This is a genomic window from Chitinophagales bacterium (genome assembly GCA_017303835.1).
GTDB lineage: Bacteria > Bacteroidota > Bacteroidia > Chitinophagales > Chitinophagaceae > JAFLBI01.
The window spans coordinates 1,703,519-1,729,436 of record JAFLBI010000001.1 but is presented as its reverse complement, the minus strand read 5'-3'; the positions used below and the strand labels follow the sequence as shown (position 1 = coordinate 1,729,436).

The 25,918-nt window shown below is 42.7% G+C and carries 24 protein-coding genes; 17 read left to right on the top strand and 7 right to left on the bottom strand.

Features of this window, described 5'->3' with window-relative positions:
* Window position 1: 1 nt before the first annotated feature.
* On the bottom strand, window positions 2-901 hold the full coding sequence (locus J0L83_07955) for a hypothetical protein (protein ID MBN8664489.1): 900 nt from the start codon (window positions 899-901) through the stop codon (window positions 2-4).
* A 221-nt stretch (window positions 902-1,122) separates the two neighbouring features.
* Here J0L83_07955 and J0L83_07950 point away from each other — a divergent pair, with 221 nt between their 5' ends.
* The 5 genes from J0L83_07950 to J0L83_07930 are packed head-to-tail and all read left to right on the top strand — an operon-like array spanning window position 1,123 to window position 5,928.
* Complete coding sequence (locus J0L83_07950) at window positions 1,123-1,875, top strand: response regulator transcription factor (protein MBN8664488.1); 753 nt, start codon at window positions 1,123-1,125, stop codon at window positions 1,873-1,875.
* Window positions 1,876-1,893: 18 nt separating this feature from the next.
* On the top strand, window positions 1,894-3,111 hold the full coding sequence (locus J0L83_07945) for a hypothetical protein (protein MBN8664487.1): 1,218 nt from the start codon (window positions 1,894-1,896) through the stop codon (window positions 3,109-3,111).
* Window positions 3,108-4,034, top strand: a complete 927-nt coding sequence (locus J0L83_07940) for a hypothetical protein (GenBank protein MBN8664486.1) — start codon at window positions 3,108-3,110, stop codon at window positions 4,032-4,034. Before J0L83_07945 ends, J0L83_07940 begins: the two co-directional genes overlap by 4 nt.
* Window positions 4,035-4,077: 43 nt before the next feature.
* The gene (locus tag J0L83_07935) at window positions 4,078-5,436 is read left to right on the top strand and encodes an alkaline phosphatase D family protein (protein MBN8664485.1); all 1,359 of its coding nucleotides are present in this window, start codon (window positions 4,078-4,080) and stop codon (window positions 5,434-5,436) included.
* A 12-nt stretch (window positions 5,437-5,448) separates the two neighbouring features.
* The gene (locus J0L83_07930) at window positions 5,449-5,928 is read left to right on the top strand and encodes a YcxB family protein (protein ID MBN8664484.1); all 480 of its coding nucleotides are present in this window, start codon (window positions 5,449-5,451) and stop codon (window positions 5,926-5,928) included.
* Here the strand turns inward: J0L83_07930 and J0L83_07925 are convergent.
* On the bottom strand, window positions 5,925-6,353 hold the full coding sequence (locus J0L83_07925; protein ID MBN8664483.1) for a GNAT family N-acetyltransferase: 429 nt from the start codon (window positions 6,351-6,353) through the stop codon (window positions 5,925-5,927). The genes J0L83_07930 and J0L83_07925 overlap by 4 nt on opposite strands.
* A 169-nt stretch (window positions 6,354-6,522) precedes the next feature.
* Between J0L83_07925 and J0L83_07920 the strand changes: the two genes are divergently transcribed.
* From J0L83_07920 to rnc, 3 genes are all read left to right on the top strand, one after another.
* Window positions 6,523-6,759 carry an acyl carrier protein gene (locus tag J0L83_07920; GenBank protein MBN8664482.1) on the top strand — a complete coding sequence of 79 codons (237 nt, stop codon included), beginning with the start codon at window positions 6,523-6,525 and terminating at the stop codon, window positions 6,757-6,759.
* Between the two features lie 101 nt (window positions 6,760-6,860).
* The gene (gene fabF / locus J0L83_07915) at window positions 6,861-8,108 is read left to right on the top strand and encodes a beta-ketoacyl-ACP synthase II (protein ID MBN8664481.1); all 1,248 of its coding nucleotides are present in this window, start codon (window positions 6,861-6,863) and stop codon (window positions 8,106-8,108) included.
* Between the two features lie 4 nt (window positions 8,109-8,112).
* On the top strand, window positions 8,113-8,817 hold the full coding sequence (rnc, locus tag J0L83_07910) for a ribonuclease III (protein MBN8664480.1): 705 nt from the start codon (window positions 8,113-8,115) through the stop codon (window positions 8,815-8,817).
* Between the two features lie 3 nt (window positions 8,818-8,820).
* Here rnc and J0L83_07905 read toward each other — a convergent pair whose 3' ends face one another.
* Both J0L83_07905 and mce read right to left on the bottom strand, forming a co-directional pair.
* Window positions 8,821-9,951, bottom strand: a complete 1,131-nt coding sequence (locus J0L83_07905) for a sorbosone dehydrogenase family protein (GenBank protein MBN8664479.1) — start codon at window positions 9,949-9,951, stop codon at window positions 8,821-8,823.
* A 9-nt stretch (window positions 9,952-9,960) separates the two neighbouring features.
* A complete protein-coding gene (mce, locus tag J0L83_07900) occupies window positions 9,961-10,362 on the bottom strand; it encodes a methylmalonyl-CoA epimerase (protein ID MBN8664478.1) in 402 nt (133 codons plus the stop codon).
* A 119-nt stretch (window positions 10,363-10,481) separates the two neighbouring features.
* Between mce and J0L83_07895 the strand changes: the two genes are divergently transcribed.
* The 8 genes from J0L83_07895 to J0L83_07860 all read left to right on the top strand — a co-directional run bounded on the left by J0L83_07895 (window position 10,482) and on the right by J0L83_07860 (window position 19,314).
* Window positions 10,482-11,699, top strand: a complete 1,218-nt coding sequence (locus J0L83_07895) for an IscS subfamily cysteine desulfurase (protein ID MBN8664477.1) — start codon at window positions 10,482-10,484, stop codon at window positions 11,697-11,699.
* Window positions 11,700-11,744: 45 nt separating this feature from the next.
* Window positions 11,745-12,164, top strand: coding sequence for a Fe-S cluster assembly scaffold IscU (gene iscU / locus J0L83_07890; protein ID MBN8664476.1), 420 nt, complete (start codon window positions 11,745-11,747; stop codon window positions 12,162-12,164).
* Window positions 12,164-12,520: an iron-sulfur cluster assembly accessory protein gene (locus tag J0L83_07885; protein MBN8664475.1), complete on the top strand. Its 357-nt coding sequence runs from the start codon at window positions 12,164-12,166 to the stop codon at window positions 12,518-12,520. Before iscU ends, J0L83_07885 begins: the two co-directional genes overlap by 1 nt.
* A gap of 130 nt (window positions 12,521-12,650) precedes the next feature.
* Window positions 12,651-13,373: an ABC transporter permease gene (locus J0L83_07880; protein ID MBN8664474.1), complete on the top strand. Its 723-nt coding sequence runs from the start codon at window positions 12,651-12,653 to the stop codon at window positions 13,371-13,373.
* Window positions 13,373-15,127: a gliding motility-associated ABC transporter substrate-binding protein GldG gene (gene gldG / locus J0L83_07875; GenBank protein ID MBN8664473.1), complete on the top strand. Its 1,755-nt coding sequence runs from the start codon at window positions 13,373-13,375 to the stop codon at window positions 15,125-15,127. The genes J0L83_07880 and gldG overlap by 1 nt, the downstream gene beginning before the upstream one ends.
* A 12-nt stretch (window positions 15,128-15,139) precedes the next feature.
* Entirely contained in the window at window positions 15,140-16,111 is a 972-nt protein-coding gene (locus J0L83_07870; protein ID MBN8664472.1) for a TerC/Alx family metal homeostasis membrane protein, read from the top strand.
* The gene (locus J0L83_07865; protein ID MBN8664471.1) at window positions 16,112-18,583 is read left to right on the top strand and encodes a bifunctional UDP-N-acetylmuramoyl-tripeptide:D-alanyl-D-alanine ligase/alanine racemase; all 2,472 of its coding nucleotides are present in this window, start codon (window positions 16,112-16,114) and stop codon (window positions 18,581-18,583) included. It abuts the gene before it with no gap.
* 53 nt (window positions 18,584-18,636) lie between these two features.
* A complete protein-coding gene (locus J0L83_07860; GenBank protein ID MBN8664470.1) occupies window positions 18,637-19,314 on the top strand; it encodes a lipoprotein signal peptidase in 678 nt (225 codons plus the stop codon).
* Here the strand turns inward: J0L83_07860 and J0L83_07855 are convergent.
* From J0L83_07855 to fumC, 3 genes are all read right to left on the bottom strand, one after another.
* The gene (locus J0L83_07855) at window positions 19,311-20,369 is read right to left on the bottom strand and encodes a hypothetical protein (GenBank protein MBN8664469.1); all 1,059 of its coding nucleotides are present in this window, start codon (window positions 20,367-20,369) and stop codon (window positions 19,311-19,313) included. The two genes, J0L83_07860 and J0L83_07855, sit on opposite strands and share 4 nt — an antisense overlap.
* 28 nt (window positions 20,370-20,397) lie before the next feature.
* Entirely contained in the window at window positions 20,398-21,402 is a 1,005-nt protein-coding gene (locus J0L83_07850) for a 2-hydroxyacid dehydrogenase (protein ID MBN8664468.1), read from the bottom strand.
* Window positions 21,403-21,472: 70 nt separating this feature from the next.
* Window positions 21,473-22,876 carry a class II fumarate hydratase gene (fumC, locus tag J0L83_07845; GenBank protein ID MBN8664467.1) on the bottom strand — a complete coding sequence of 468 codons (1,404 nt, stop codon included), beginning with the start codon at window positions 22,874-22,876 and terminating at the stop codon, window positions 21,473-21,475.
* 85 nt (window positions 22,877-22,961) lie between these two features.
* Between fumC and J0L83_07840 the strand changes: the two genes are divergently transcribed.
* Window positions 22,962-25,895: an insulinase family protein gene (locus J0L83_07840; protein MBN8664466.1), complete on the top strand. Its 2,934-nt coding sequence runs from the start codon at window positions 22,962-22,964 to the stop codon at window positions 25,893-25,895.
* Window positions 25,896-25,918: the final 23 nt, after the last annotated feature.

Here is a 25,918-nt window from a genome sequence, read left to right as displayed (position 1 = left end):
CTTATTTGAGGTTTTCACAAGGAATTACAGTTGGACTGTTTGGCATGATTACGGTTGGCGCACTGTATTGTCCGCCACCCATATAAGTTTCCCGAACGTAGGTGCTGGCAATGCCGCAACTTCCATCTGCATTTTTAATCGCCAACTGGGCGGTGATTTCTCTGTGTAAAGGAATATCCAGTACATTTTTTTCCAATGTCCACACGGTTGAAGTAATCACCACTTTGGTAACAGTGAGTTTGGCATTCTCAAACCATTTCTCGTATTGCTCCTTAATGGTTTTCTCCAGTTTGGCATCAGTCATGCCGGCTTTTGACAGTTTGAGACTTTTGAGGTAGTCTAATTTGTTCTGTTGCATTTTCGCCATGAAAGCCTGCTTATTACCATATTGTTGCACGGCGCTATTGATATTTTCCAGTTGATCCTGCAATTCAATGGATTCTGGAAATACTTTCACCATATTGCTGATATAAGCTTGATACAGGTATAAATCCTGTACATAAAGTAAGTATGCATAGTTTTGTCCTGTCTGTATGCCAGATGCAGCATCTTTAATAGCAAACGCAGCGCCCTTTACATTGCTGATGACTTTATTGTACGCATTCTTCAAAAGCATACTGGGTGCTTTTTCTTTAAGAAATACATCCATTTTCCCTTGATACTCCTTGATTACTGCATCACTTTGGGCAAGCGCTGCCAAAGCTGCTTTATCATTGTTGGCATCATTTCCTGCTAATTGAAATTTACCCTTGGTGAATAAGATGGGTTTCTCAAGTAACTCGCTAATTGTTTTCGATCCGTCCATCAAGGTTTCTCTACTCATTCCGTTTCTGCCACCTGATTGAGCAGATAAAGAAACGCTGGCAATGATTCCTGCCAGTAACAATAATGTCATGCGCATGCTGGTGTTTTTAATGAAATTATTGGTTCATGACTTGCTGGAATGTGTATTTTAACGGTTTGCTATGCTGCCTGAACATTAAGCCCTTTTACGTCCATAACTGCAGCAAATCAATTTCAGTTATTGGCTTTTTTGCATCACTTATTCAGGCGCAAGTAGTAATTGAAAAGATTTATAAGCTCAGCCGGTACAATCAGTATTTTCAGGGCATATTTGATGCTATGCTTACAGTACTAATTGTTGAAAATGAAGCTGCTCTGCGAAAAGGACTTAGAACCATGCTTGAAACCGTGTGTACACCCGGAACAAAAATTCTGGAAGCTGATGGTGTACAGGCAGGGTTAGAGGTGATTCATCAAGCGCAGCCGGATATTGTTTTGCTGGATATTGAAATGGATGATGGAACCGGGTTTGATTTACTCAAGCAAATAGCAGCACCTACTTTTCAATTGATCTTTACCACTGCTCATGATCAGTATGCGCTACAGGCCATCAAGTTCAGTGCATTGGATTATTTATTAAAGCCTATTGATCTGGATGAACTTCGCGCAGCCATACAGAAAGCAAGTGAAAAAGCACAGCATGCAGATTTGCAGGCACAGATTGGTGTAATGATGCAAATGATTTCGGGTAACCGTGATGCAGACAGAAGACTGGTGCTGAATGATAAGCAATCAACTTATTTCCTGCGTATTGCAGATATTTTATTTTGTGAGGCCGAGGGTCCATACACAAGATTCTTTTCAAAACAGAATGATCCTATCCTGATTTCGAAGAACCTGAAAGAGTATGAAGAAATGCTTACCCCTATGGGCTTTATCAGAACCCATCATTCTTATCTCGTAAACCCACTGCATATCCAGTTGTACGATAAAACAGATGGGGGTGCCCTTATCCTGGAGGGTGGTTTTAGTATTCCCATCAGCCAGCGGCGCAAAGACTTTGTCATGCACACTTTGGAAAGCAGGCCCTGATTGCTGTAATTTCACTCCATGGGGAAATTCCGACCATGGCTTTTATTGTTGATTGCAGCCACACAGATCTGCCTTACTACCTATGCACTTTGGTTACCATGGTCAGCAGGAATACCAGTGTTATTCTGCCTCAATGGGCTTTTGTTTACCGCCCTATTGGTACAACAACCAGCATTGAGTATACACACCAATCCCCGTGTCTGGATGAATCCATGGAAATGGGTGCTCTTGTTCGCAGGAATGGTTTATTCATATCAATTAGCTAGAACTATTTTAAATAAGACGCCGCTTTCTATTGAGCATGCAGATATGCTGCCCATTATTCATGTAATGGGTAAACGCTTTCTGGCAGGTCATTGGCAAGAAGTGTATACGCCAATTGCCGAGATATGGAATGGCATTCAACCAATTTATCTGCCCGCCATGTGGTTGCCCTTTACACTGGCAGACATTTTTCATTTTGATTTGCGTTGGGTAACTGTTGGTGGCGTTTGGATTGGGGTTATTGTGATTGTCTTGCAGTCGGGTCGTTTTCGCAGCATCAGTATCTGGTTGGTATTAGCAGTACTCTCTGTTTTACTCTGGTGGTTACACACAGAGGAGCGTAATAATCTTTTTCGACTTACAGAAGAAGGGGTGGTAATTGCATACCATGTTTTACTTGTTCTTGCTATCGTTTATCGAAGACCTGTCTGGTTAGGTCTTGCTATTAGTGCATGTTTATTGAGTAGGTACGTCCTCATTACAGCTGTGCCCGCAGTATTACTTTGGTGGGTACTGCAAAAAGAGTGGCAAGTTTTAATTCGAACTGCATTAACAGTATTGATTTGTTGTTTGCTCACCATTTGTTGTTTTGGTCTTGCACCATTTGAGCAAATGCTGCACATACCGGGCACCTATATACAGCATGCCGCGCGTGTTTGGCAGGAACATCCGGAATACTTCAGTTATACACCAGGAATGGCCGCAGTATTTGGTCCGGATAAAATTGTACTGCAACACCAGCTTTTGCTGATACTTGGTTTTGGCATGCCCTTGCTTTTTTCAGTGCAGATGTATTGGTTTTACCGGAAACAAACAATCGCGAATATGGAGTTGGCTATAGCCACGCTGGCCATAACGGTTTTTTATACGCTGGTTGATGTGCCTTATCTCTATCTTTATTATACACCAGTTTTCTGGTATCTGGCTATTGCTGCATTGGCCTTGAAACAGGTGGAAAGCAAATCAGTATGAAGAAGTTTTTTTGGATAAGCGCATGTTTGCTGTACATGCATTTTTTTGCTGAAGCGCAACTGCCAAAAGTAGTTGCCGGCAGACTTATTCGCATAGATAGTTTTCCTTCTCAGTATATGGGTGCCAGAAAAGTTGATATCTGGTTACCGAGCACTTATGATGGAAAAACACCGCATGCAGTGCTCTACATGCATGACGGGCAAATGTTGTTTGATTCCAATGCTACCTGGAATAAACAAGACTGGCGTGTAGATGAAACATTACACCAGTTGATGCAGGAAGGAAAAATTCGTAATACAATTGTTGTTGGTGTATGGAATGGTGGTGCAAGCAGACATGTGGACTATTTTCCGCAAAAACCATTTGAGTCTTTGCCTCAAGCTATTCAGGATACATTGTATGGAAAGAACAGACCCAGTGGTGCGTCTGTTTTCAATGGTATGCGTATTCGTTCTGATGAATACCTCAAATTTTTGGTGAAGGAACTAAAGCCTTATGTGGATGCGCAATATGTGACGAAAAAAGATATCAGTAATACCTTCATTGCAGGTTCTAGTATGGGTGGATTGATTTCCATGTATGCGATCTGTGAATATCCTGATGTGTTTGGCGGTGCAGCCTGTTTATCTACGCATTGGCCAGGCATATTTAACAACCATATGAACCCCATTCCTGATGCATTTATAGCTTATCTGCAAACAAATCTGCCGGATAAGCGCAAGCATAAGCTCTATTTTGATCATGGTACCACTACATTGGATAGTCTCTACGCGATTCATCAGGTTAGGGTAGATGTGCTAATGCGTAATAAGGGATGGTCGAAGCGAAACTGGATGAGCCGTGTTTTCCCGGGAACCGATCATTCGGAAAAAGCATGGGCGGCAAGACTGGATATTCCTATGATGTTTTTATTAAGCAGGTAGACCCTCGTGTTTAGTCGCTAACTTTAGTCTCTAAAACTTTTTTATGCGTGTTCTATTGCTTTGGATGCTGCTCTTGCTGAATATAGGTTTATTGGCGCAGCGCGACCGATACATTGTTTCTGGCCCCATGGTAGGGCACACAGAATTGCGTTCAGCGAAAATCTGGGTTGAGTTTAAGCCAGAAGTTAGAAATGTGATGGTACTCTACAGAGAGAAAGGTACACGTACTGAAAAAGAAGTGGCTTTTGTGTATCCTGGTCAGAATCCATACTTCAATATTGCTTATTATGAACTCAACGACCTGAAGCCGGGTACTACCTATACCTACGATCTGGTATCTGAAGACAGACAGATCATCGCTACAGGGGATGTTACGACACAAACGCTTTGGCAGTGGAGAGGTCCGGCCCCTGATTTTTCATTCCTTGCAGGCAGTTGTGCTTATTTCAATGAACCACCTTACGATAGACCTGGCAGACCTTATGGTGGAGACTCCTCCATCTTCCAAACAATGGCGAAAGAAAAATCAGCTTTCATGCTCTGGCTGGGTGATAACTGGTATACGCGTGAAGTGGATTATTATAGCGAGTGGGGTTTACACAAACGTGCATCGCGTGATAGAAGCATGCCTGTGCTGCAGGATTTATGGAAAGCCATGCCACACTATGCCATCTGGGATGATCATGATTATGGCTGGAATGACGGCGATATGAGTTATCCTTTCAAAAAGCAAAGCAGAGAAGTATTCAAGAGTTTTTGGCTGAATCCTTCTTATGGGAATAACGGCGAGGGCATTTATTCAAAGTTCACTTGGAATGATGTGGATGTTTTTCTCTTGGATGATCGTTCATACCGCAGCAACGATGATATGGCTGATAGTGTGAATGGCAAACCCAATCCAGAAAAGCAGATGTTTGGTAAAGAGCAAATCACATGGTTGAAAAATGCTTTGTTGCAAAGTAAAACCAATGCCAATATCCGATTCCGCATCATTGCTACGGGCTCACAGGTATTAAACCCTGCTAGTCCTTATGACTGCTTCCGCAGATTTCCTGCCGAGTACAATGAGTTCATTCAATTCTTAACCGATAATAAAATCAATGGGGTAGTATTCCTGACAGGTGATCGTCACCATAGCGAGATCATCAAAGTGAACAGACCCGGTAGTTATCCGCTGTATGATATCACGGCTTCGCCGCTCACATCGGGTACGCATAGTTTCGGTGGTCCGGAAAAAGATAACCCGTATCGTGTAGTAGGTGTAGATAAGTTGCAGAATTATGCCCGTATTTCTTTTTCCGGTACTGGCATTAACAGAACCCTGAAAGTGGAGTTTCTTGGCTTGAAGGGCGATTTGATTAATCAATGGTCAGTGAGCTGGAAAGAGCTGTCAAACAACTAATTTTGTTGCATCATGCAACACAGCTTTCAATACGATAAACGCAAAGTCTTACAGGCTTTGCGTTATCATTTTATACAAAGACCTGAGATACGCGTTCTGATTATTCTGGTGAATGTATTTGCCATTGTTTCTGCAGTCTTGTTTTACATGCAGAAGATCAGGCCGGAACCTTTTTTGCTGGGCTCACTTATTTGGTTATTGATGGTAGCTGCATTTTGGTTTATCCTGCCCAATACCATTTACAGGCGTTCATCTACATTTCAGGATCGGTTTATCGCTTTTTTTGGGGATCATGAAATGGTACTAGAAAATGAGCGTGGCTATATCAACTGGGGCTGGGGTAAATTCAGCAAGTGGTTCGAAAGTCCGCATTTCTTCCACCTGTATTTTGATGACAAGTCCTTCTTTTTGGTACCTAAAGAGGGCATGAGCGAGGCATTCCGCCATGAGTTGCGGGCCCTGCTGAGACAGAAAATAGATCAGAAAGATTAGAGGGCTTTCTCCATTTCGTAGTGCGGAATGGTTACTTCCTGGAATTCTTCACTACAGATATTGTACCCGAGTTTTTCATAAAACCCGACAGCTGATTTACGTGCATGCATCACCATCCGGCGCATGCCTCTATCCCGGGCAACGTTTTCAGCAAACATCATGAGTACGCGTCCAATGCCCTTTCCTTGCAAACCAGAGCTAACGGCCATTTGCCGGAGTTTTACGGTTTGGGGAGCGATTTTGGTTAAAATACAGCAGCCTTCGAGCAAATCCTCATCAAAAATGCCAATCAGGATATCCTCTTTTTCTTTTTCCAGGTCCTCGGCCGTATAATCCAATCCCAGCGGCTTTCTGAGCAGCTGAAAACGCAGGTCAACCATCTGGCGGTATTCTTTACTGCCGTGTTCGATGATCTTAAGGGCCATAGCTTGGGTTTAGGGATTTGTAAGATAATGATGATTTATAAAAAACAGGCCAAAATGGCATAGAAAAGCTAATATTTGTTAGTGTTCAAGGTGTGCAAACAAAAATTGGGTAAACCCTTGCGAATTGAACAAAAACTATATTTTTGCGCCTGTAACAAAACCTTTTACAATGTCAGACATCGCAACAAGAGTTAAGAAAATCATTGTCGACAAGTTAGGTGTTGATGAGGCTGAAGTAACCAATGAGGCTTCTTTCACCAACGACCTCGGTGCCGATTCTTTGGATACCGTTGAACTGATCATGGAATTCGAAAAAGAATTCAATATCTCTATCCCTGATGAGCAAGCTGAAACCATTACTACTGTAGGTCAGGCTGTAGCTTACCTGGAAGAGCATGCCAAGTAAGATCTAACTCCCTGAAAAGGAATAATTTAATCCGCCTTTCTTGCGGCTTTGGCCAACAGTAGGGCGGATTCTCTCATTAAAAAAGTCCATAAATTTTCCATATGAAACGTGTTGTTGTAACCGGAATAGGCACAATTACTCCTTTGGGTAATAACCTTCAGGATTACTGGAATGGCCTGATCAATGGTGTATCTGGTGCTGGGCCCATCACTTTATTTGATGCAACCAAGTTTAAGACACGTTTTGCATGCGAGATCAAGGGCTTTGATCCTACCAATTTCATGGATAGGAAGGAAGCGCGTAAGCTGGATCGTTTTGCACAGTTGGCCATTGCGGTAAGCGATGCGGCTGTAGCGGATGCGGGTATCAGCAAAGAGAATGTGGATGTTGACCGTGTGGGTGTGATCTTCGCCAGCGGTATTGGTGGCTTAACCACTTTTCAGGAAGAAGTGAAAGACTATGCAAGAGGCGATGGTACGCCACGCTTCAACCCCTTCTTCATTCCGAAGATGATTCTGGATATTGCTGCGGGGCATATCTCTATGCGCCATGGTTTCCGTGGACCTAACTATGCTGTCGTAAGTGCTTGTGCTTCTTCTACCAATGCCATAATCGATGCTTTTGATACCATTCGTTTAGGTAAAGCAGATATCGTTCTAACAGGTGGTTCTGAAGCAGTGATCAGCGAAGCTGGTGTAGGTGGTTTTAATGCCATGAAAGCACTGAGCGAAAGAAATGATGATCCAACAACTGCCAGTCGCCCTTATGACAAAGACCGTGATGGTTTTGTGATGGGTGAAGGTGCAGGTGCGTTGATCCTCGAAGATTATGAGCATGCCATCAAGCGTGGTGCAAAAATCTACTGCGAGATTGCAGGCGGTGGCGCTACTGCTGATGCTTATCATATGACTGCGCCGCATCCGGATGGATTGGGTGCACGCAATGTAATGTTGGCTGCACTGAAAGATGCAGGTATGCAACCAACCGATATTGATTACATCAATACACATGGTACTTCAACGCCGCTTGGCGATGGTGCAGAAGCCAAAGCCATAACAGAAGTATTTGGTGAGCATGCATATAAATTGAATATCTCTTCTACCAAGAGTATGACAGGCCACTGCCTTGGTGCTGCCGGTGTATTAGAGGCCATTGCAAGCATTCAGGCTGTGATCAATGATATTTGTCCGCCAACCATCAACCACTTTACAGATGATCCTGAATTGGACCCTAAACTGAATTTCACTTTCAACAAAGCGCAACAAAGAACTGTACGTGCTGCACTTAGCAATACTTTCGGTTTTGGTGGCCACAATGCCTGCGTGATTGTGAAAAAATATGTAGCTTGAGTCTGTGCAAATCATCAGGCAATTATTTAAACCAGCGCAGACTTCTTTCGAAAAGCAGATCACGAATGTGCTGGGTCTTCGTCCCGGTAATTTAACGCTGTACACCACAGCGCTAAGCCATCGTTCCGTAAAGGATACACCCAATGAGAACAATGAGCGTCTTGAATATCTTGGTGATGCAGTGTTGAGTGCCATTGTTGCCGATTATCTCTTCAAACGTTATCCCTACAAAGGCGAAGGCTTTCTTACAGAGATGCGCAGTAAGATGGTGAACCGTCAGCAGCTGAATGATATTGCGCTGAAGATGGGCCTGAAAAAAATTACCCTGTTCAATAAGTTTGATAACTCATTAAAGGGCAGCCAGATTTTTGGTAATACACTGGAAGCTGTTGTTGGTGCTGTATATATTGATAAGGGCTATACCAAAACACAGCGGTGGGTGTTGAAACAGATTGTCATCCCGCACATGTTTGTAGATGATTTGGAACAGATCGATATCAATCTCAAAAACAAACTCATTGGCTGGGCTAGTAGAAATGGTAAATCACTCAGCTTTGAGTTAGCAGAAGAAAAACTCGAAGGTAATCGTCGTGTGTTCACCATCCATGCAGTGTTAGATGGTGAAGTAATTGCGCTCGGTAAGGGCTACAATAAAAAAGATGCTTCTCAGGTAGCTGCGCAGCAGGCTGTTGAAAAATTACAGTTGTAATGATTACTTGTAAGTGATGCGGTAAATTTTTCCTGCATAATCATCACTCACCAATAATGCGCCATCGGGTGCAATTTCAATATCAACAGGTCTTCCTTTCACATTACCGTTTGCATCCAGCCAACCATGTGCAAAATACTCGTAACGCAATACTTTTTGTGCGGTATTGTCAAATGTGGCTATGCCTACGCGATAACCAATTGGCTTGCTTCTATTCCAGCTGCCATGTTCAGCTATAAAGAGTTTGTTTCGGAAACTATCGGGAAACTGTTTACCGGTGTAAAAGCGAAGTCCCAGTGGTGCTACGTGCGGACCAATCTTCCATGCTGGAGCGGTATAGTCGGCTGCTTTTTTTCCTTTACCAAATTCAGGATCAGGAATATCACCTTGGTGGATATATGGAAATCCAAAGTGCATTCCTTTTGCAGGTGCATGGTTTAATTCGCAGTAAGGGATATCATCACCCAACATATCTCGGCCATTATCGGTAAACCACATTTCCTTGGTTAGAGGATGCCAGGTAAAACCAACAGAGTTGCGTACGCCACGTGCATATAATTCGCCGCCACTGCCATCAGGATTTATGCGGGAGATACTGGCAAAGACAGAATCCTTTTCATCACACACATTGCATGGTGCACCAACAGGTACATAGAGTTTATCATCGGGTCCGAATGCAATGAATTTCCAACCATGCCAGGTTTTATCCGGAAACAAATCATTCACCACTGTATACTTGGGCGGATTACTCAGTTTGTTTTCAATATCATCGAAGCGCAGAATGCGATTGATCTCCGCAACGTATAAACTTCCTTTTCGAAATGCCACACCATTTGGTGTGTTCAGCTTTTCTGCAATCACATAACGCTTTTCCGCAAAGCCATCACCATCTTCATCGCGCAGCGCATAAACTTTGTCTTCTTTTCTGTTACCAACGAACAAAGTGCCTTGCTCGCCCCAGCACATACTTCTCGCATCAGGCACTTCTGCAAACACACTCATGCGAAAGCCTTCGGGCAATTGAACATAATCCAAACTATCTGTTGGAGGTTTCAACGATGTATTGTCGGTAGACTTGTTTTGCTGGCAGCTAAGCAGTGCAGTTGCTGCAATCAGAAAGAGGAACTTTTGCATAAGTTGAAATTAGCGAATCTCCTGACAGAGTTCGATCAATACGCCATTGGTTCCTTTGGGATGCAGAAAGCAAACCAGCTTATTATCCGCACCTTTTTTTGGTGTTTCGTTCAAGAGTTGAAAACCTGCTGCTTTGAGCCGCTCCATCTCCGCATGGATATCATCCACATCAAAAGCTATGTGGTGAATGCCTTCGCCCTTCTTCTCAATATACTTGGCTATTACCCCATCGGGTGTGGAACTTTCCAATAATTCAATCTTATTGGGGCCTTGCTGGAAAAAAGCCGTATTAACATGTTCAGAATCAACAGATTCTTGTTTATAGCAAGTGGTATTGAGGAGTTGTTCAAACAAGGGTATGGCTGTTTCAAAACTTTTTACGGCGATACCAATGTGTTCAATCTTGTTCATATAATAATTTTTTTGCTTACGAAAAGAGGAAAATCAGGTTTGGCGGGACTTTCTCCTCAAAATTAGAGAACCTATTCAACTATTTTTGTGTTCTTCAAGAGATTAAAAATTAAACAAGTATGCTCAAGCTGCCTATTTATCTGGACAATAACGCCACAACACCCATGGATCCCCGCGTGCTGGAGGCCATGTTGCCCTATTTTGTAGAGAATTTTGGTAATGCTGCCAGCCGTAACCACCCTTTTGGTTGGGCTGCAGAAGAAGCAGTTGACTATGCTCGTGAGCAGGTTGCCAAGCTGATAGGCGCTGATCCTAAGGAAATCATTTTTACTTCAGGTGCCACTGAAGGCGATAACCTCGCTATCAAGGGTGTGTTTGATATGTATGCCAGCAAGGGTAACCATATCATCACTGCCAATACTGAGCACAAAGCTGTATTGGATACCTGTAAGCATATTGAGAAAGCAGGTGGTGAAGTTACCTACCTGGATGTGAAAGCAGATGGTCGTATCGATCTGGCTGAGCTGGAAGCAGCTATCAAGCCAACGACTATCCTGATTGCCATCATGTATGCCAACAATGAGATTGGTGTGATTCAGCCCGTGAAAGAAATCAGCGCTATTGCTAAAAAGCATGGTGTACTTTTCTTCAGCGATGCGGTACAGGCAGTAGGTAAGATTCCAGTAGATGTAAACAAAGATGGTATAGACCTGATGGCATTTACTGCACACAAGATGTACGGTCCAAAAGGTATTGGTGCTTTATATGTGCGTCGTAAGAATCCACGCGTAAAAGTTACTGCCCAGTTAGACGGTGGTGGTCATGAGCGCGGTATGCGTAGCGGTACTTTGAACGTACCCGGTATCGTAGGCTTTGGTAAAGCTGCTGAGCTGGCTATGAATGAAATGGCACAGGATGCTGAGCGTTTGAGCAAATTGCGTGATAAGCTGGAGAATGCTTTAATGCAACTCGAAGAAGCATATGTAAACGGAACACCTGAGCACCGTTTGCCGCATGTGAGCAATATCTCTTTCAAATATGTAGAAGGTGAAGGTTTGATGATGGGCTTTAATAAGAACATCGCAGTAAGTTCAGGTTCTGCTTGTACTTCTGCTTCGCTGGAACCTTCTTACGTACTGAAGGCTTTGGGTCTGGGCGATGATCTCGCACACAGCTCATTGCGTTTTGGTCTGGGTAGATTCACTACTGAAGAGCAAATCGATTATACTATCGAGCATGTTTCTAAAACAGTGTTGAAGCTGCGCGAGATGAGCCCACTTTGGGAAATGTACAAAGAGGGTATCGATTTGAACACGATTGAATGGGCGCACCATTAATTCAATTCCACTAATTTAGACTTATAACCACAAAACTGATACACAATGGCATATTCAGAAAAAGTAATCGATCATTATCAGAACCCCAAGAACGTGGGTACACTGGATAAGGGTAAGAAAAATGTTGGTACCGGCCTGGTAGGTGCACCTGAGTGCGGCGACGTAATGCGTTTGCAAATTGAGGTGGACGAAGCCAATGGTGTCATCACTGATGCAAAGTTCAAGACCTTCGGTTGCGGCTCTGCTATTGCTTCTTCTTCACTCGCAACTGAGTGGCTGAAAGGTAAAACTGTTGATCAGGCTTTGGCAATCGACAACATGGACATCGTTGAAGAGCTGAACCTGCCTCCTGTAAAAATTCACTGCTCTGTACTGGCTGAAGATGCCATCAAAGCAGCAATCAATGATTACAGAAAGAAGAATGGTTTGGAAGAACTGGTATTTGAAGAAAAAGGTGTGCACTAATGAGTACTGTTGCAACAGATAACGCCATTTATGTGAGTGACAAGGCCAAGAAAAAAGTGGCCCAGCTGATGGAAGATGCAGGTATCGCCAATGATACCAGCTATTTTCTGCGCGTAAGTGTAGTAGGCGGCGGTTGTTCTGGTCTCAGCTATAAGCTGGATTTCGACAATGAGCAGAAGCCAATGGATCAGGTATTTGAAGACAATGGCGTGAAAATTGTAACTGACCTCAAGAGTTTCTTATACCTCGTGAACACTGAATTGGATTTCTCTGATGGTCTGAACGGAAAAGGTTTTTACTTTAATAACCCCAATGCGAGCCGTAGCTGCGGATGTGGTGAAAGTTTCGCTGTTTAGACATAGTAAAATTGCAAAATAAGACAACAGGGATCGGGCAACCGATCCCTTTTTGTTTGAAAAGCATAAAGCGTTTCTAAAATTTCTGCAATCAAGAAGCGATTGCGCAATATCCAGTAGTTTTGAGCACATGTGGATGATCTGCAAGAAAGAATTGAATCAGTTTTTCAGTGGTCTTACCGGCTATCTCGCGGTGGTGGTTTTCTTACTACTGAACGGACTCTTTTTATTCGTGTTTCCTGAAACCAATATCTTGGATTTTGGCTATGCTTCTTTGGCTCCATTCTTTGATCGTTGTCCCTTCATTTTATTATTTCTTGTTCCGGTTGTCACCATGCGCAGCATGGCAGATGAGTACAAGTCGGGCACGTTTGAATTACTCAAAACCCTGCCTTTAAAAGCAACGCAAATTGTATGGGGTAAGTTCCTCGGCGCCTGGTTGATTGTTTGTATTGCTCTCTTGCCGACAATCGCTTATGCATTTGCTATTCAAAGCCTGAGTGTCACAGGCGGTATTGATGTGGGTGCCACTATTGGTAGTTATATTGGTCTTTTTCTGCTGGGAGCCGTATTCACGGCGATAGGCATATTGGCCAGCAGTGCCACCAATAATACGGTTGTGGCATTCATCATTGGTGCATTTGCTGCTTTTCTTTTATACAATGGTTTCGAAGCCTTGAGTAAACTGCCAGTGTTTGCAGGTGGCTTGGATTATTATATTGAAATGATTGGTATTAATTTTCATTACAGAAGTATCAGCCGCGGTGTCATTGATTTGCGCGACATACTCTATTTTGTTGTCCTTGTTAGTCTCTTCATGTATTTCACAAAACAAAATATCCAACAACGTTAATGCCCATGAAGAAACAACAATACATGCGTTGGTTGATGGGCATTGGGCTACTGGTCGTATTAACTTATGGCTTATCTAATCTCTATCTGCGTTACGACTTAACTGCTGAAAAGCGTTATACGTTTAGTAATTCTACAGTTCAGTTGTTACAAGATCTGGATACTTTGTCGGAAGGAGGTATTAATATCACGGTGATGCTGGATGGGGATTTACCTGCTGACTACCGGAAACTACGCGCGTCTACGGAAGAGCTGCTCAGCAATTTCAAACAGCGTTCTGGCGGTATGATTACCGTAAAATTTGAAAAGCCGGGTGAATCTTTGGATGATACTTCCCGCTTGGCTTTATACGATAGTCTGGCACGAATGGGTGTTGTATTTGAAAATGCAGAAGAAGTTTCTACGAATAAGGATGCAGCCACTTCCAGACTGATTATTCCAAGCGCATTAGTGCAATACGGAAATAAACTACCTATTGCAATTGATCTGAGAAGCAGTAGGAAAATCTTTCGCCAGTTTAATGTGATTAATGATGTGCCGCAGGAAGATGTGGAAGCAACACGCAACGCTGCTGAAGCTTTGTTGGAATACAAATTTGCTAATGCCATTGATAAATTAACCAGATCAAAAGCACCGGTAGTTGCATATGTGATTGGCAATGGACAGCCAGACTACCCACGTGTAACTGATTTGGTGAACACACTTAAGAATGAATATCGCCTGGGTATTTTTGATTTAAAACAATCCTATCCTGATCCCACGCAGATTGATGCATTGCTCATGGTAAAGCCCACGAAGCCATTTACAGATGAAGACAAACTGAAAATAGATCAATATATCCTCAATGGTGGTAAGGTGATCTGGATGATTGATAAACTGTACGCAGAGATGGATAGCCTGATGCGTAGTCAGCAAGACTTTGTTGCATACGATCGTGGACTGAACATTGATGATCTTTTATTCAAGTATGGAGTGCGCATTAATAGTGATTTGGTGCAAGACCTGAACTGCTCTAAGATTCCGATGGTTATTGGGCAGAATGCAGATGGTAGTCCGCGCATGCAACGTATTCCTTGGCCATACTATCCCTTTCTTTCCGGACATCAGCCTAATCCTGTTTCGAGAAATCTGGACAGGGTATTACCTATTTTTCCCTCATCAATTGATACGGTTAAAGCACCGGGTATCAGCAAGACGATTTTGTTGGCAACTGATACCAATAGCCGTAAACTGCAAACACCAGCGATGGTTAGTTTGAATAGTGTTAGAACGGATGAAGATTTTGCCAGCTTTCAAAAAAGCTATATCCCAATTGCAGTTTTATTAGAAGGCCGTTTTCAATCACCCTTCGCTTACAGGTTGAGTCAGGAAGTACTTGATTCATTGCAACGCAGTACTGGAAAGCCATTCATAACTCAGTCTGTAAAGCCGGGTAAGCAAATTGTGGTAGCAGATGGGGATATTGTAACCAATATGGTATCGCAAACTCAGGGCACAATGCCCATGGGTATGATTCCATTGGAGAATTACCGTTTTGCCAATCGGGAGTTCATGTTAAACTGTGTGGATTATTTAGTTAGTGATCGGGCTTTGTATGAGAGTAGAAATAAGGATTTCATCTTACGCCTGCTGGATAAAGAGAAAGTAGCTCGGGACAGAGGTATGTGGCAGTTTATCGGAATCGGCATTCCGGTTCTGATGATTGTTTTAATAGGTCTTTTTATTAACTGGAGAAGAAAGCAGTTATTTGCATAATAAAGAAATAGCATGACGCCCCATCAAATTGTATATACTGTCTTTGGTATTGTCTTGGTATTGGCATTAACGGTAGATCTTGGCATCTTAAGCAAAAAGAATACGGTTATCAGCATCAAAGCAGCTTTGCGCCAAACTATTTTTTGGGTAGCACTTGCATTGGCTTTCTTTGTTTTCATGTGGATAGAAGAGGGGCAAGCACTAGCATTAGAATACCTGAGTGCTTACCTCATGGAATGGAGTCTTAGTATTGATAATATCTTTGTATTCATTCTAATTTTCTCTTCTTTTCAGGTTAAAGAAAAGCATTACTCTAGGGTTTTATTGATTGGTATTCTGATGGCCATCATCTTCAGGGTTATTTTTATTACTGTAGGAGTTGCTTTGGTGCAAAGATTTGAATGGCTCCTGTACATTTTTGGTGTATTTCTGGTGTATACAGGTTATAAAATGTTTACTGCGAATGATGAAGAGGCATTCAATCCCCGTGAGAGTAAGATTTATCGGTTTATGCAGAAGTTCCTGCCATTGGTGCCTCACGATGGTGACGGTAAATATGTGATCAGAGAGAACGGTAAACCTGCATATACCACTTTATTTGTAGTAGTGATGATGCTTGCTGCAATTGATCTTGTCTTTGCCTTGGATTCTATTCCCGCTGTAATGGGTATTTCCAGAGATAACTTAGTTATCTATACTTCAAACATCTTTGCAGTGCTGGGATTGCGCTCACTGTTTTTCCTACTTCGTGGTGCAGTTTCCAGATTTGATTATTTGCAACAAGGTATTGCCATTGTATTGGTGTTTATTGGTATAAAAATGCTTGGCGAACACTATATCAGTCAATGGATTCCGAAGACAATCATGGTGGCGATATCTTTGGGTATGATTCTGGTGTGCATCAGTGGTTCAATTTTCTATTCCATCTTCATGCAGAAAAAAGGATTGCCCAGAGATCAGGGCGATGCTTCACAAATTGGATAAATGGCCCTCTATCTGGTACAAGATATTGCCCGTATAATTGGTGCAGCCAGTACCACTGCAAATATTTCTATTGAATACCTCCTTACTGATAGCAGAAAACTTTTGTTTCCTGAGCGAACATTGTTTTTTGCATTACCAGGCCCAAGAAGACATGGGCATAGCTTTATTTCTGAGCTATATGCAAAAGGTGTTCGTTGTTTTGTTGTAGAAGAAGCTATTGATGAAACCAATTATCCCGGCGCGATAATCCTGCTTGTTGCAGATGTTAAGCAAGCATTGCAGCGGTTAGCTGCCTATCATCGTAAACAGTTTCATTATCCTGTTATTGGTATTACGGGTAGTAACGGCAAAACCATTGTGAAAGAATGGTTATATCAATTATTGCAGGAAAAGGAAAACATTGTTAGAAGTCCGCGTAGTTATAATTCACAGATTGGTGTGCCGCTTAGTTTGTGGCAGATGAATACCCAACACAGTCTGGGTATTTTTGAAGCAGGTATTTCTCAGAAAGGTGAGATGCAGGCTTTATCAGACATGATTCAACCAGATATCGCTGTGTTGACGAATATCGGCGAAGCGCACAATGAAGGCTTTGTTGATCATATTGCAAAAGCGAATGAAAAAGCACTGTTGTTTGGTTATGCAGGTAAGATAGTAGTTGGGATGGATCAATTACCAGCTTCGTTTCAATTGCGGCTTATACATGCTGATCAGCAATTGTTTTGTTGGAGTAGAAAACAGCAAGCAGATTTAACGGTTATTGAAGAGTCTGTGCAGTCGGGTATGACTACAGTGCATGCACGCTATCAGGATACAAGTATTCAAATCACAATTCCTTTTACCGATCATGCATCCATTGACAATGCAATTACTTGTTGGGCTGTTTGTCTGGTAATGGGATATTCGCAATCTTATATAGCGGATAGAATGCGCTTGCTTCAGGCTGTAGATATGCGCATGCAGCTGCGTAGGGCCATCAATAATTGTTTTCTGCTGAACGATAGTTACAGTTATGATTTGAATGGATTATCAGTAGCGCTGGATTATTTAGATCAACAAGCAGGCGGTGCAGCAAAGACAGCTATTGTGTCTGATCTTTTGCAAGTAGGGAACGAACCGGCCATGCATTATCAGCGGATCGCCAGTGAATTGCAGCACAGGGGTTTTGGTATGTTGATTGCCGTTGGTCCGGAAATGCAGCGTCATCAGCATTTGATTCAGCAATACTTTCAAGGCAGTATTCTGCATTGTGCATCAACAGAGGACTTGTTAAAGCAATTGCAGCAAATGCCTTTGCGCGATCAGTATATTTTATTGAAAGGTGCCCGTGTGTTTGAGTTTGAAAGGGTAAGTCACTGGTTAGAGCAGCAATTACATCAGACCAGTATGGAGATTAACTTGTCAGCTTTAGCACATAACCTGAAATTGTATCAATCCAAGCTTGGCAAGGATGTAAAGCTGATGGCCATGGTGAAAGCATTTGGCTATGGCAGCGGTGGTGCTGAAATTGCTCGTGTCTTAGAATTTCATAAAGTGCATTATCTCGCAGTAGCTTATGCTGATGAGGGTGTGGAACTGCGTAAAGCCGGTATCGGTTTACCCATCATGGTCATGAATCCAGAGCCGGGTAATTTCGATAGCCTGCTAAACTACAATCTGGAGCCAGAGCTCTATAGCTTTTCCATTTTGCAATCCTTTCTGCAGTATCTGCAAAATCAAGCTGTACAACAGTTCCCAGTGCATATTAAGTTCAATACTGGGATGAATCGGCTAGGTTTTGAAACTGCTGAAGCTGTAGAATTGGCAAAATACCTGCTGCAGCATCAGGAAATTGTGGTGAGAACAGTCTTTAGTCATCTGGTAGCTAGTGAGAACCCGGCATTCAAAGAGTTTACTTTGCAACAGGCTGCTTCCTTTGAGCAAGCTGCTGCTACGCTTGCTTCGGTCTTGCCCTATTCATTCTCCCGACATCTGGCTAATACAGCTGCTATCGCGCATTACCCCCAACTTCAGTATGAGCTGGTGCGTTTAGGCATTGGTTTATATGGAGTGGATCAGGAGATCAATCCCATTGGGCTGCAGACGGTTGCTACACTTAAAACCACTATTGCCCAGATCAGACAAGTTGCTGCAACAGAGACGGTTGGTTATGGTCGTGCTGGTAAGTTGGAACGAGATAGTTTGATTGCAACCGTACGTATTGGTTATGCAGATGGGTATTCCAGAAAACTCGGTAATGGCAAGGCATATATGTTGGTAAACGGGCATCCTGCGCCAGTTGTTGGTAATGTTTGTATGGATATGACCATGCTGGATATAACCGGTATTCCCAATGTAAGAGAAGGGCAGGAGGTAGAAGTTTTTGGGCCCAATCTCCCAGTTCAGCAAATTGCCCGCTGGGCAGATACCATTGCATATGAAGTACTTACCGGTGTTGGCCAGCGCGTAAAGCGGATTTACATCGCTGAGTAGTTTTAACGGATTTCTCCTATCCATCCCCCTATCTTTGCGGCAAAACAGGTGTTGTGAAAGCCAGACAAGTTATCTTTTTGATTGCACTGATTATATTAGGCGACCAGGCCCTTAAACTATACATCAAGCTCAACTATTATGCGGGTGAAGAGCACCTGGTTCTTGGCCAATGGTTCCGTCTCCATTTTGTAGAGAATGAGGGTATGGCCTGGGGTTGGAAATTTGGTGGTGATTTTGGTAAGATAGCCCTGACCCTGTTCAGACTGGTTGCTGTTATCTGGGGTACATTCCTTATCAAAGGCTTTATCCAGAAAAACTATCATAAGGGCTTTATTATTTGCGCTTCTTTGATCTATGCAGGTGCATTAGGTAATCTGATCGATAGCATGTTCTACGGTATCATTTTCGATGCCAGCGATCCTTTTGTACAGAATGTGGCAGGCTTTGCGCAGTTGGGCAAGGGTTATGCAGGCTTCCTCCATGGGAAAGTGGTGGATATGCTCTATTTCCCTATCATCAGAGATGCGCATTATCCATCCTGGTTTCCATTCTGGGCAGGTGAGCCATTTGAATTCTTTCGCCCGGTATTCAATATTGCTGATGCATCAATCTCCATTGGTGTGATCACCATACTCATCTTTCAAAATAAATTCTTCGACAAAGAAGAACCCGTTCGTCATCCATTGGTAGAGACGAAGGCTGAAGTGAGTGATGATACGCAGATAAATTAATTGACTTTAAACCGTTTCAGTGTTGTCTTCAGGTTGTCTGATGCGCTGAAAATGATGTCCTGATCTAATAAGCCATAATCTTTGGCGTAGTAACTATTGCCTTCCAGAATCTTGAAGTAGTCAATATTGGAAGGGGTATTTGGTTTGAAGTAGATAGTACGTTTTATGGTAATCACTTTGGAAAATAGCTGGTTGGCCGCCACATAGGAACCATCTCTCTGCATGATGGTGAAAACTGCTTTTGTCTTACCCCAGTCTGCATCAATCTTCACATCCATTTCAGGAGATTCCCAGGTATAGCCCGCTTTTGCTGTGTCAGTAAGGAAGCGGTATTCAATAAAGTCCTTAACAGAATCAAAGATGGTTACATAGTCGAAATCAACTGTGCTGTAGGTAAAATAATTACCCCTTTTGTCTTTACGGAAATAGTACTCAAAGCCATCACTTGTCTCAAAAATCTGGAAAGTAGTGCCGTTGATAATAGCGCTATCGCCATAACTATTCACTGTCAGGGAATCAATCGTACGGGTTGAGTTGGTATTGAAGAAGAAATCATATGCCCAGAATGAACCTGCAGTCATTGGGAAGTAAGTGCTGTCAAGCAAGTTGCCACCGCCACCCCCTGAACCACCAGGTACGGAGGTTTTGATGCTGAATGAGCAAAATGAATTGGCCATAGTCAAAAAGCCGGTTACTTCTACAGGTAGGATGGGTTTCCCCTGGCCTTTTACTTTTAAAACCTGTAAGCCTGTTGTAGCTGCAAAACCGGAATCAGTGAACCACATACCATTAATCGTGTCCGACTTGATTTTATATCTTCCTGCAGAGGTGAAATTTACTTTTACAAGCAGGTAGTTGCTGTCAGTGAGAGCAGAATCAACCACATAGCGGCCTTTTACTTCAATTTCTTGGCAAGCGCCAAGCGTATCTTTCAGTGTGCCGGCCGCTACAGCGCCCGCAGCACCTGTTTCAAAACTGAGTTCCTTGCTACAGGCAACAAATAAAATGATGGCCAGTAGGGTTGATAGTAATGATTTGTTGCTAAACTGCTTCATACAAGGCTTTACGAATATCAGATATTTATCAGAGATTCAATGCTGCCTGCGGGGGAATATTTCCGCCTTCCAGCAGGGTCTTTACGTTGTTTAACGTTGTGTTGGCGATCTGGCTCATGGCTTCGGCCGTGAAAAATGCCTGATGTGCTGTTACCAGTACATTGGGAAAGCCCATTAATCTTTGAATTAAATCATCTTGAATAATGGTATCTGATAAGTCTTTGAAAAAGAGTTTATCCTCCTGCTCGTAAACGTCAATACCCAGATAACCCAGTTTGCCTGTTTTCAATGCTTGAATCACTGATTTGGTGTCAATCAATCCACCTCGGCTGGTATTGATGAGCATCACACCTTGCTTCATGATTGATAAGGTGTCTGCATTGATGAGGTGATGTGTTTGTTCATTCAAAGGACAATGCAATGAAACAATATCGGCTTGTTGCAATATTTCTAGTAAGGGTAAGTATTCCACGCCTAAGGCTTCTAATTCTTTATTGGCAATTAGGTCAAACGCCAGAACCCGACAGCCAAAACCGATCATGATCTTGGCAAAAGCTTTACCAATATTACCTGTACCAATTAAGCCTACTGTTTTACCATGCAGATCAAAACCCATCAAACCGTTGAGTGAAAAATTTTGCTCACGTACGCGGTTATAGGCTTTGTGTGTTTTTCTGTTCAGTGTCATGATCATGGCTACCGCATGTTCTGCAACGGCTTCAGGAGAATAAGCCGGTACCCGACAAACCTTGATGCCTTGTTGCTTTGCAGCTTCAAGATCCACGTTGTTGAAACCTGCGCAACGAAGCGCAATCACTTTCACTTGCTTGGCTGCTAATGCAGCAATCACTTCTGCATTCACCTTATCATTCACAAAAACACAAACTGCATCGGTATGATCGATTGCATTCACAATATGTGGCCCCAGATGTGTTTCAAAAAATTCCAGTTCCAATCCATAAGCTGCATTGGTTTGTTGGAAGGCCGTTTTATCGTATGGTTTGCTTGAGAAAAAAGTCAGCTTATTCGGCATCTTGCTCATTTTGGGTAAAAATAAAACAGCCCCGAATAACTCGGGGCTGTTGTGGAATCATTTGTAGAGATTATTTCGGCAATTCACCTACCATGTTGGCTGGAATCACCCACTGATCAAACTCTTCAGGTGTGAGATAGCCAAGTTTTACAGCCATTTCTTTCAGGGTAGTGCCTTCCTTGTGTGCTTTCTGCGCAATCTCAGCTGCTTTGTAATAACCAATCTTGGTATTCAAAGCGGTTACTAGCATCAGTGAATTGTTGACATGCTTGTTGATATTGTCATGTAAAGGTTCAATACCTACGGCACACTTATCATTGAAGCTGACACAACCATCCCCAATCAAGCGAGCACTGTGTAAGAAGTTATAAATCATCACCGGCTTGAACACGTTCAACTCAAAATGACCAGTAGCACCGCCAATATTGATGGCAACATCATTACCCATCACCTGTGCAGCAATCATCGTTAATGCTTCACACTGTGTGGGGTTTACTTTACCCGGCATGATAGAAGAACCAGGCTCATTATCTGGGATGAATATTTCACCAATACCGCTTCTTGGTCCGGATGATAACATGCGGATATCATTCGCAATCTTCATCAAGCTAACAGCAACTGTCTTGAGTGCACCATGTGCTTCCACAATCGCATCATGTGCTGCCAATGCTTCAAATTTGTTTTCTGCAGTAACAAATGGTAAACCGGTTAATGCAGCAATGTGCTTGGCAACAACAACGTCGTATCCTTTTGGTGTGTTGATACCTGTACCAACGGCAGTACCACCCAGCGCTAATTCGCTCAGGTGTGCCAATGTATTTTTAATCGCACGCAGACCATGGTCTAATTGAGAAACATAACCACTAAATTCCTGTCCCAGTGTGAGTGGTGTAGCATCCATGAAGTGGGTACGACCAATCTTCACCACGTTCATAAATTCCTTGCTTTTAGCGGCAAGTGTATCACGCAACTTCTCGATACCCGGAATGGTTGTTTCCACCAGAATCTTGTATGCAGCAATGTGCATGGCTGTAGGGAAGGTATCGTTAGATGATTGTGATTTGTTCACGTCATCATTCGGATGCAAAAACTTATCCTTATCTGTTAACACACCACCATGCAATACGTGTGCGCGGTAAGCAACTACTTCATTCACGTTCATATTGCTTTGTGTACCACTACCGGTTTGCCAAACCACAAGTGGAAATTGATCATTCAATTTGCCTTCCAGAATTTCATCACACACTGTGGCAATAGCCGCTTTCTTTTCATCAGGCAAAACACCCAGTTCATTGTTGGCCATTGCTGCTGCTTTTTTCAGATAAGCAAATGCTGCAATGATTTCTTTAGGCATTTTATTGATGTCCTGCGCAATGCGAAAATTGTCGATACTGCGTTGCGTCTGTGCGCCCCAGTAAACATGAGCAGGTACCTGTACCTCACCCATCGTGTCTTTTTCTATACGATACTCCATACGGCTTATTTTGTGCCGCAAAGTTACCCGCTTTCTTTCAGGGAAAGTGTAAAAATCATACTTTCATCTACTGAAAATTTTACATATGAAAAAAATCCTGCTGCTGGTAATAACCACATTCTGGTTGGTATTTGCAATTGCACAAACCAAGTATAACTGGCAAACAGCCAGTTCTGGGGGATACAGCTACAAAACAGTCGCCAACGACCCCACCAAAACCCGGTTTTACAAGCTGAAAAATGGGCTTAGCCTGATTCTAACCGTGAACAAAAAAGAGCCGCGCATTGCTGTACAAATTGCAGTAAGGGCGGGTAGTAATACAGATCCTGCTACACATACGGGTTTGGCTCACTATCTGGAGCATATGCTGTTTAAGGGTACGGATAAATTCGGCACCCTCAACTGGGCAGAGGAAAAAAAGCGCCTTGATAGTATTGATGCCTTATATGAGCGATACAATACCACTATTGATGCTGCAATGAGAAAGGAAATCTACAAGGAAATTGACCGTGTATCCGGTGCTGCTGCCAAGTTCTCTATTGCCAATGAGTATGATAAAATGATGGCGGCAATCGGTTCTCAGGGAACCAATGCGCATACTTATGTGGAAGAAACTGTTTATGAAGAAGATATTCCTGCAAATGCACTGGAAAAATTTATGGATGTGCAGGCAGAGCGTTTTCGCAATCCTATTCTACGCATCTTCCATACAGAATTAGAAGCGGTGTATGAGGAGAAAAACAGAAGCCTCGATAACGACGGTTGGAAAGTGCAGGAGGCGGCTATGGCTGCCATCTTCCCAACCCATAATTATGGACAGCAAACAACGATCGGTACCATCGAGCACTTGAAAAATCCCTCTTTGGTTGCCATCAGGAATTACTACAACAAATATTATGTACCTAATAATATCGCTATTGTAATGAGTGGTGATTTTGATTTCGATAAAGTGGTAAAACTTATCGAAACAAAATTCGCCTACATGAAGCCTAAACCGGTACAGGAATATGCTGGTCCAAAGGAATCACCAATTAGCGGGCCGGTTGTCAAAGAAGTCTTTGGGCCAAGTGCGGAACTTTTAAGAATGGGCTGGCGTATTCCTGCGAATCATAGTCGTGAAGCCATGCTGGCTTTACTGGCATCTAAGATTCTGTACAATGGTAAAGCAGGTTTGCTTGATCTGAATTTGAATAAGCAGCAAAAATTACAAGCTGCTGTTGCTTTTGTGAATCAGTTTAAGGATTATGGCATGTTTGTGATGAATGCCACACCTAAACAAGGACAAACATTGGATGATGCCAAACAATTATTATTAGAGCAAATTGCCTTATTGAAGGAAGGAAAGTTTGATGATGGATTGATTGCAGCCATTGCAGCAAATGAAAAACTGGCAGAACAACAAGGTCTGGAAAACAACTATAACCGCGTAGCTGCATTGGTAGATGGCTTCATTAAGCACAAAGGTGAAAAATGGAACCTGGATGTAGCACAAACGGATATGTTGGCTTCGGTTACTAAGCAGGAATTGATTGCTTTTGCAAAGGCATTTTTCACTGACAATAATTATGTTATCGTCTACAAGCGCAAAGGAGAGGACAAGAATATTGTGAAAGTAGAGAAGCCTGCTATTACACCGGTAGAAACCAATGCAGGTAAGCAATCGCCATTTGTACAAGCATTTATGGCGAAGCCACAAGGCAAAATTGCACCTGTATGGCTTGATTTTAGTAAGGACATGCAGCAGTCGAAATTGGGTAACCAGGAGTTGTTGTATACGCCTAATTCCACCAACAGTATTTTCCGCTTGTATTTCCGTTTCCCAATGGGTTCGTGGAATAACAAGTTGTTGCCGATTGCTTTGCAATACCTGCAGTTTATTGGTACTGATAAAATGAGTGCAGAGCAAATCAGCCAGCAGTTTTATCAACTTGCTTGCTCTTTCAGCGCGCAAGCAGGTGGAGATGAAACAACTGTATCACTTACTGGTTTGCAACAGAACTTTGGTGCTGCACTCGGCTTATTGGAAAACCTGATCAGAAACGGTCAGGCAGATGAGCAGGCACTGGCTGCTTTTAAAAACCGACTTGCACGTCAGCGTTCAAACAATAAATTGAACAGACAGGTTATTACAAGTGCGCTGAGAAGCTATGCGCAGTATGGAGCCAAGAATCCTTTCAATTATACATTGAGCGATGCTGAGCTGGCTGCATTGAAAGCAAGTGATCTGGTGCAGGTATTACATGACCTGTTCAATTACACGCATTCAATCATGTATTATGGTCCGGAAACATTGGATCAGTGTAAAGCAAGTCTGGCCAAACTGCATGATGTATCCGCTGTCAATAAATCCATTCCTGCAGCACAGCAGTTTGCTAGAACAAAACAGGATAAGAATGAGGTATATTTTGCACAATACGATATGGTTCAGGCCGAATTGTATTGGCTGAGAAACTTGGATACATACGACCCAAATAATGAGGCGGTGATGAATGCTTTCAATACCTATTTTGGCACAGGTATGGGCGCCATTGTATTCCAAACTATACGTGAATCAAAGGCATTGGCTTATTCAACTTATGCAAGTGTACAAGCACCACAGAAGAAAGATGATCAGTTTATGGCCATAGCTTATGTGGGTACGCAAGCAGATAAGATGAAGGAAAGTCTGACAAGTATGAATGAGTTATTGAATGTACTGCCAATGAATCAGCAGAACTTCAATAATACCATGAGTAGCCTGATGAAGGATATGGAGACTGAGCGAATTGACAAAGACAATATTCTGTTCAGTTTTTGGGCTGCACGAAAAAAAGGTTGGCAGGAAGATCCACGCAAAGCTTTCTATGCACGCTATCAACAATTACAACCGCAGGATCTGGTACAATATCATGGAACTAATCTGAGTAATAAGCCATGGTCTTATTATGTATTGGCTTCTGATAAGAAGATTGATATGAATGAGTTGGCCAAGTTTGGCGAAGTGAAGCGGGTAAGTCTTGAAGAATTGTTTGGATACTAGTACTAAAAAAAAGGGAACCAATT

What these genes read in the sequence shown, in the direction of transcription:
- J0L83_07955 (MBN8664489.1), bottom strand. Translation starts at nt 901, where the DNA reads ATGCGCATGACATTATTGTTACTGGCAGGAATCATTGCCAGCGTTTCT.
- J0L83_07950 (MBN8664488.1), top strand. Translation starts at nt 1,123, where the DNA reads ATGCTTACAGTACTAATTGTTGAAAATGAAGCTGCTCTGCGAAAAGGA.
- J0L83_07945 (MBN8664487.1), top strand. Translation starts at nt 1,894, where the DNA reads ATGGGGAAATTCCGACCATGGCTTTTATTGTTGATTGCAGCCACACAG.
- J0L83_07940 (MBN8664486.1), top strand. Translation starts at nt 3,108, where the DNA reads ATGAAGAAGTTTTTTTGGATAAGCGCATGTTTGCTGTACATGCATTTT.
- J0L83_07935 (MBN8664485.1), top strand. Translation starts at nt 4,078, where the DNA reads ATGCGTGTTCTATTGCTTTGGATGCTGCTCTTGCTGAATATAGGTTTA.
- J0L83_07930 (MBN8664484.1), top strand. Translation starts at nt 5,449, where the DNA reads ATGCAACACAGCTTTCAATACGATAAACGCAAAGTCTTACAGGCTTTG.
- J0L83_07925 (MBN8664483.1), bottom strand. Translation starts at nt 6,353, where the DNA reads ATGGCCCTTAAGATCATCGAACACGGCAGTAAAGAATACCGCCAGATG.
- J0L83_07920 (MBN8664482.1), top strand. Translation starts at nt 6,523, where the DNA reads ATGTCAGACATCGCAACAAGAGTTAAGAAAATCATTGTCGACAAGTTA.
- fabF (MBN8664481.1), top strand. Translation starts at nt 6,861, where the DNA reads ATGAAACGTGTTGTTGTAACCGGAATAGGCACAATTACTCCTTTGGGT.
- J0L83_07905 (MBN8664479.1), bottom strand. Translation starts at nt 9,951, where the DNA reads ATGCAAAAGTTCCTCTTTCTGATTGCAGCAACTGCACTGCTTAGCTGC.
- mce (MBN8664478.1), bottom strand. Translation starts at nt 10,362, where the DNA reads ATGAACAAGATTGAACACATTGGTATCGCCGTAAAAAGTTTTGAAACA.
- J0L83_07895 (MBN8664477.1), top strand. Translation starts at nt 10,482, where the DNA reads ATGCTCAAGCTGCCTATTTATCTGGACAATAACGCCACAACACCCATG.
- iscU (MBN8664476.1), top strand. Translation starts at nt 11,745, where the DNA reads ATGGCATATTCAGAAAAAGTAATCGATCATTATCAGAACCCCAAGAAC.
- J0L83_07885 (MBN8664475.1), top strand. Translation starts at nt 12,164, where the DNA reads ATGAGTACTGTTGCAACAGATAACGCCATTTATGTGAGTGACAAGGCC.
- J0L83_07880 (MBN8664474.1), top strand. Translation starts at nt 12,651, where the DNA reads ATGTGGATGATCTGCAAGAAAGAATTGAATCAGTTTTTCAGTGGTCTT.
- gldG (MBN8664473.1), top strand. Translation starts at nt 13,373, where the DNA reads ATGCCCATGAAGAAACAACAATACATGCGTTGGTTGATGGGCATTGGG.
- J0L83_07870 (MBN8664472.1), top strand. Translation starts at nt 15,140, where the DNA reads ATGACGCCCCATCAAATTGTATATACTGTCTTTGGTATTGTCTTGGTA.
- J0L83_07865 (MBN8664471.1), top strand. Translation starts at nt 16,112, where the DNA reads ATGGCCCTCTATCTGGTACAAGATATTGCCCGTATAATTGGTGCAGCC.
- J0L83_07855 (MBN8664469.1), bottom strand. Translation starts at nt 20,369, where the DNA reads ATGAAGCAGTTTAGCAACAAATCATTACTATCAACCCTACTGGCCATC.
- J0L83_07850 (MBN8664468.1), bottom strand. Translation starts at nt 21,402, where the DNA reads ATGCCGAATAAGCTGACTTTTTTCTCAAGCAAACCATACGATAAAACG.
- fumC (MBN8664467.1), bottom strand. Translation starts at nt 22,876, where the DNA reads ATGGAGTATCGTATAGAAAAAGACACGATGGGTGAGGTACAGGTACCT.
- J0L83_07840 (MBN8664466.1), top strand. Translation starts at nt 22,962, where the DNA reads ATGAAAAAAATCCTGCTGCTGGTAATAACCACATTCTGGTTGGTATTT.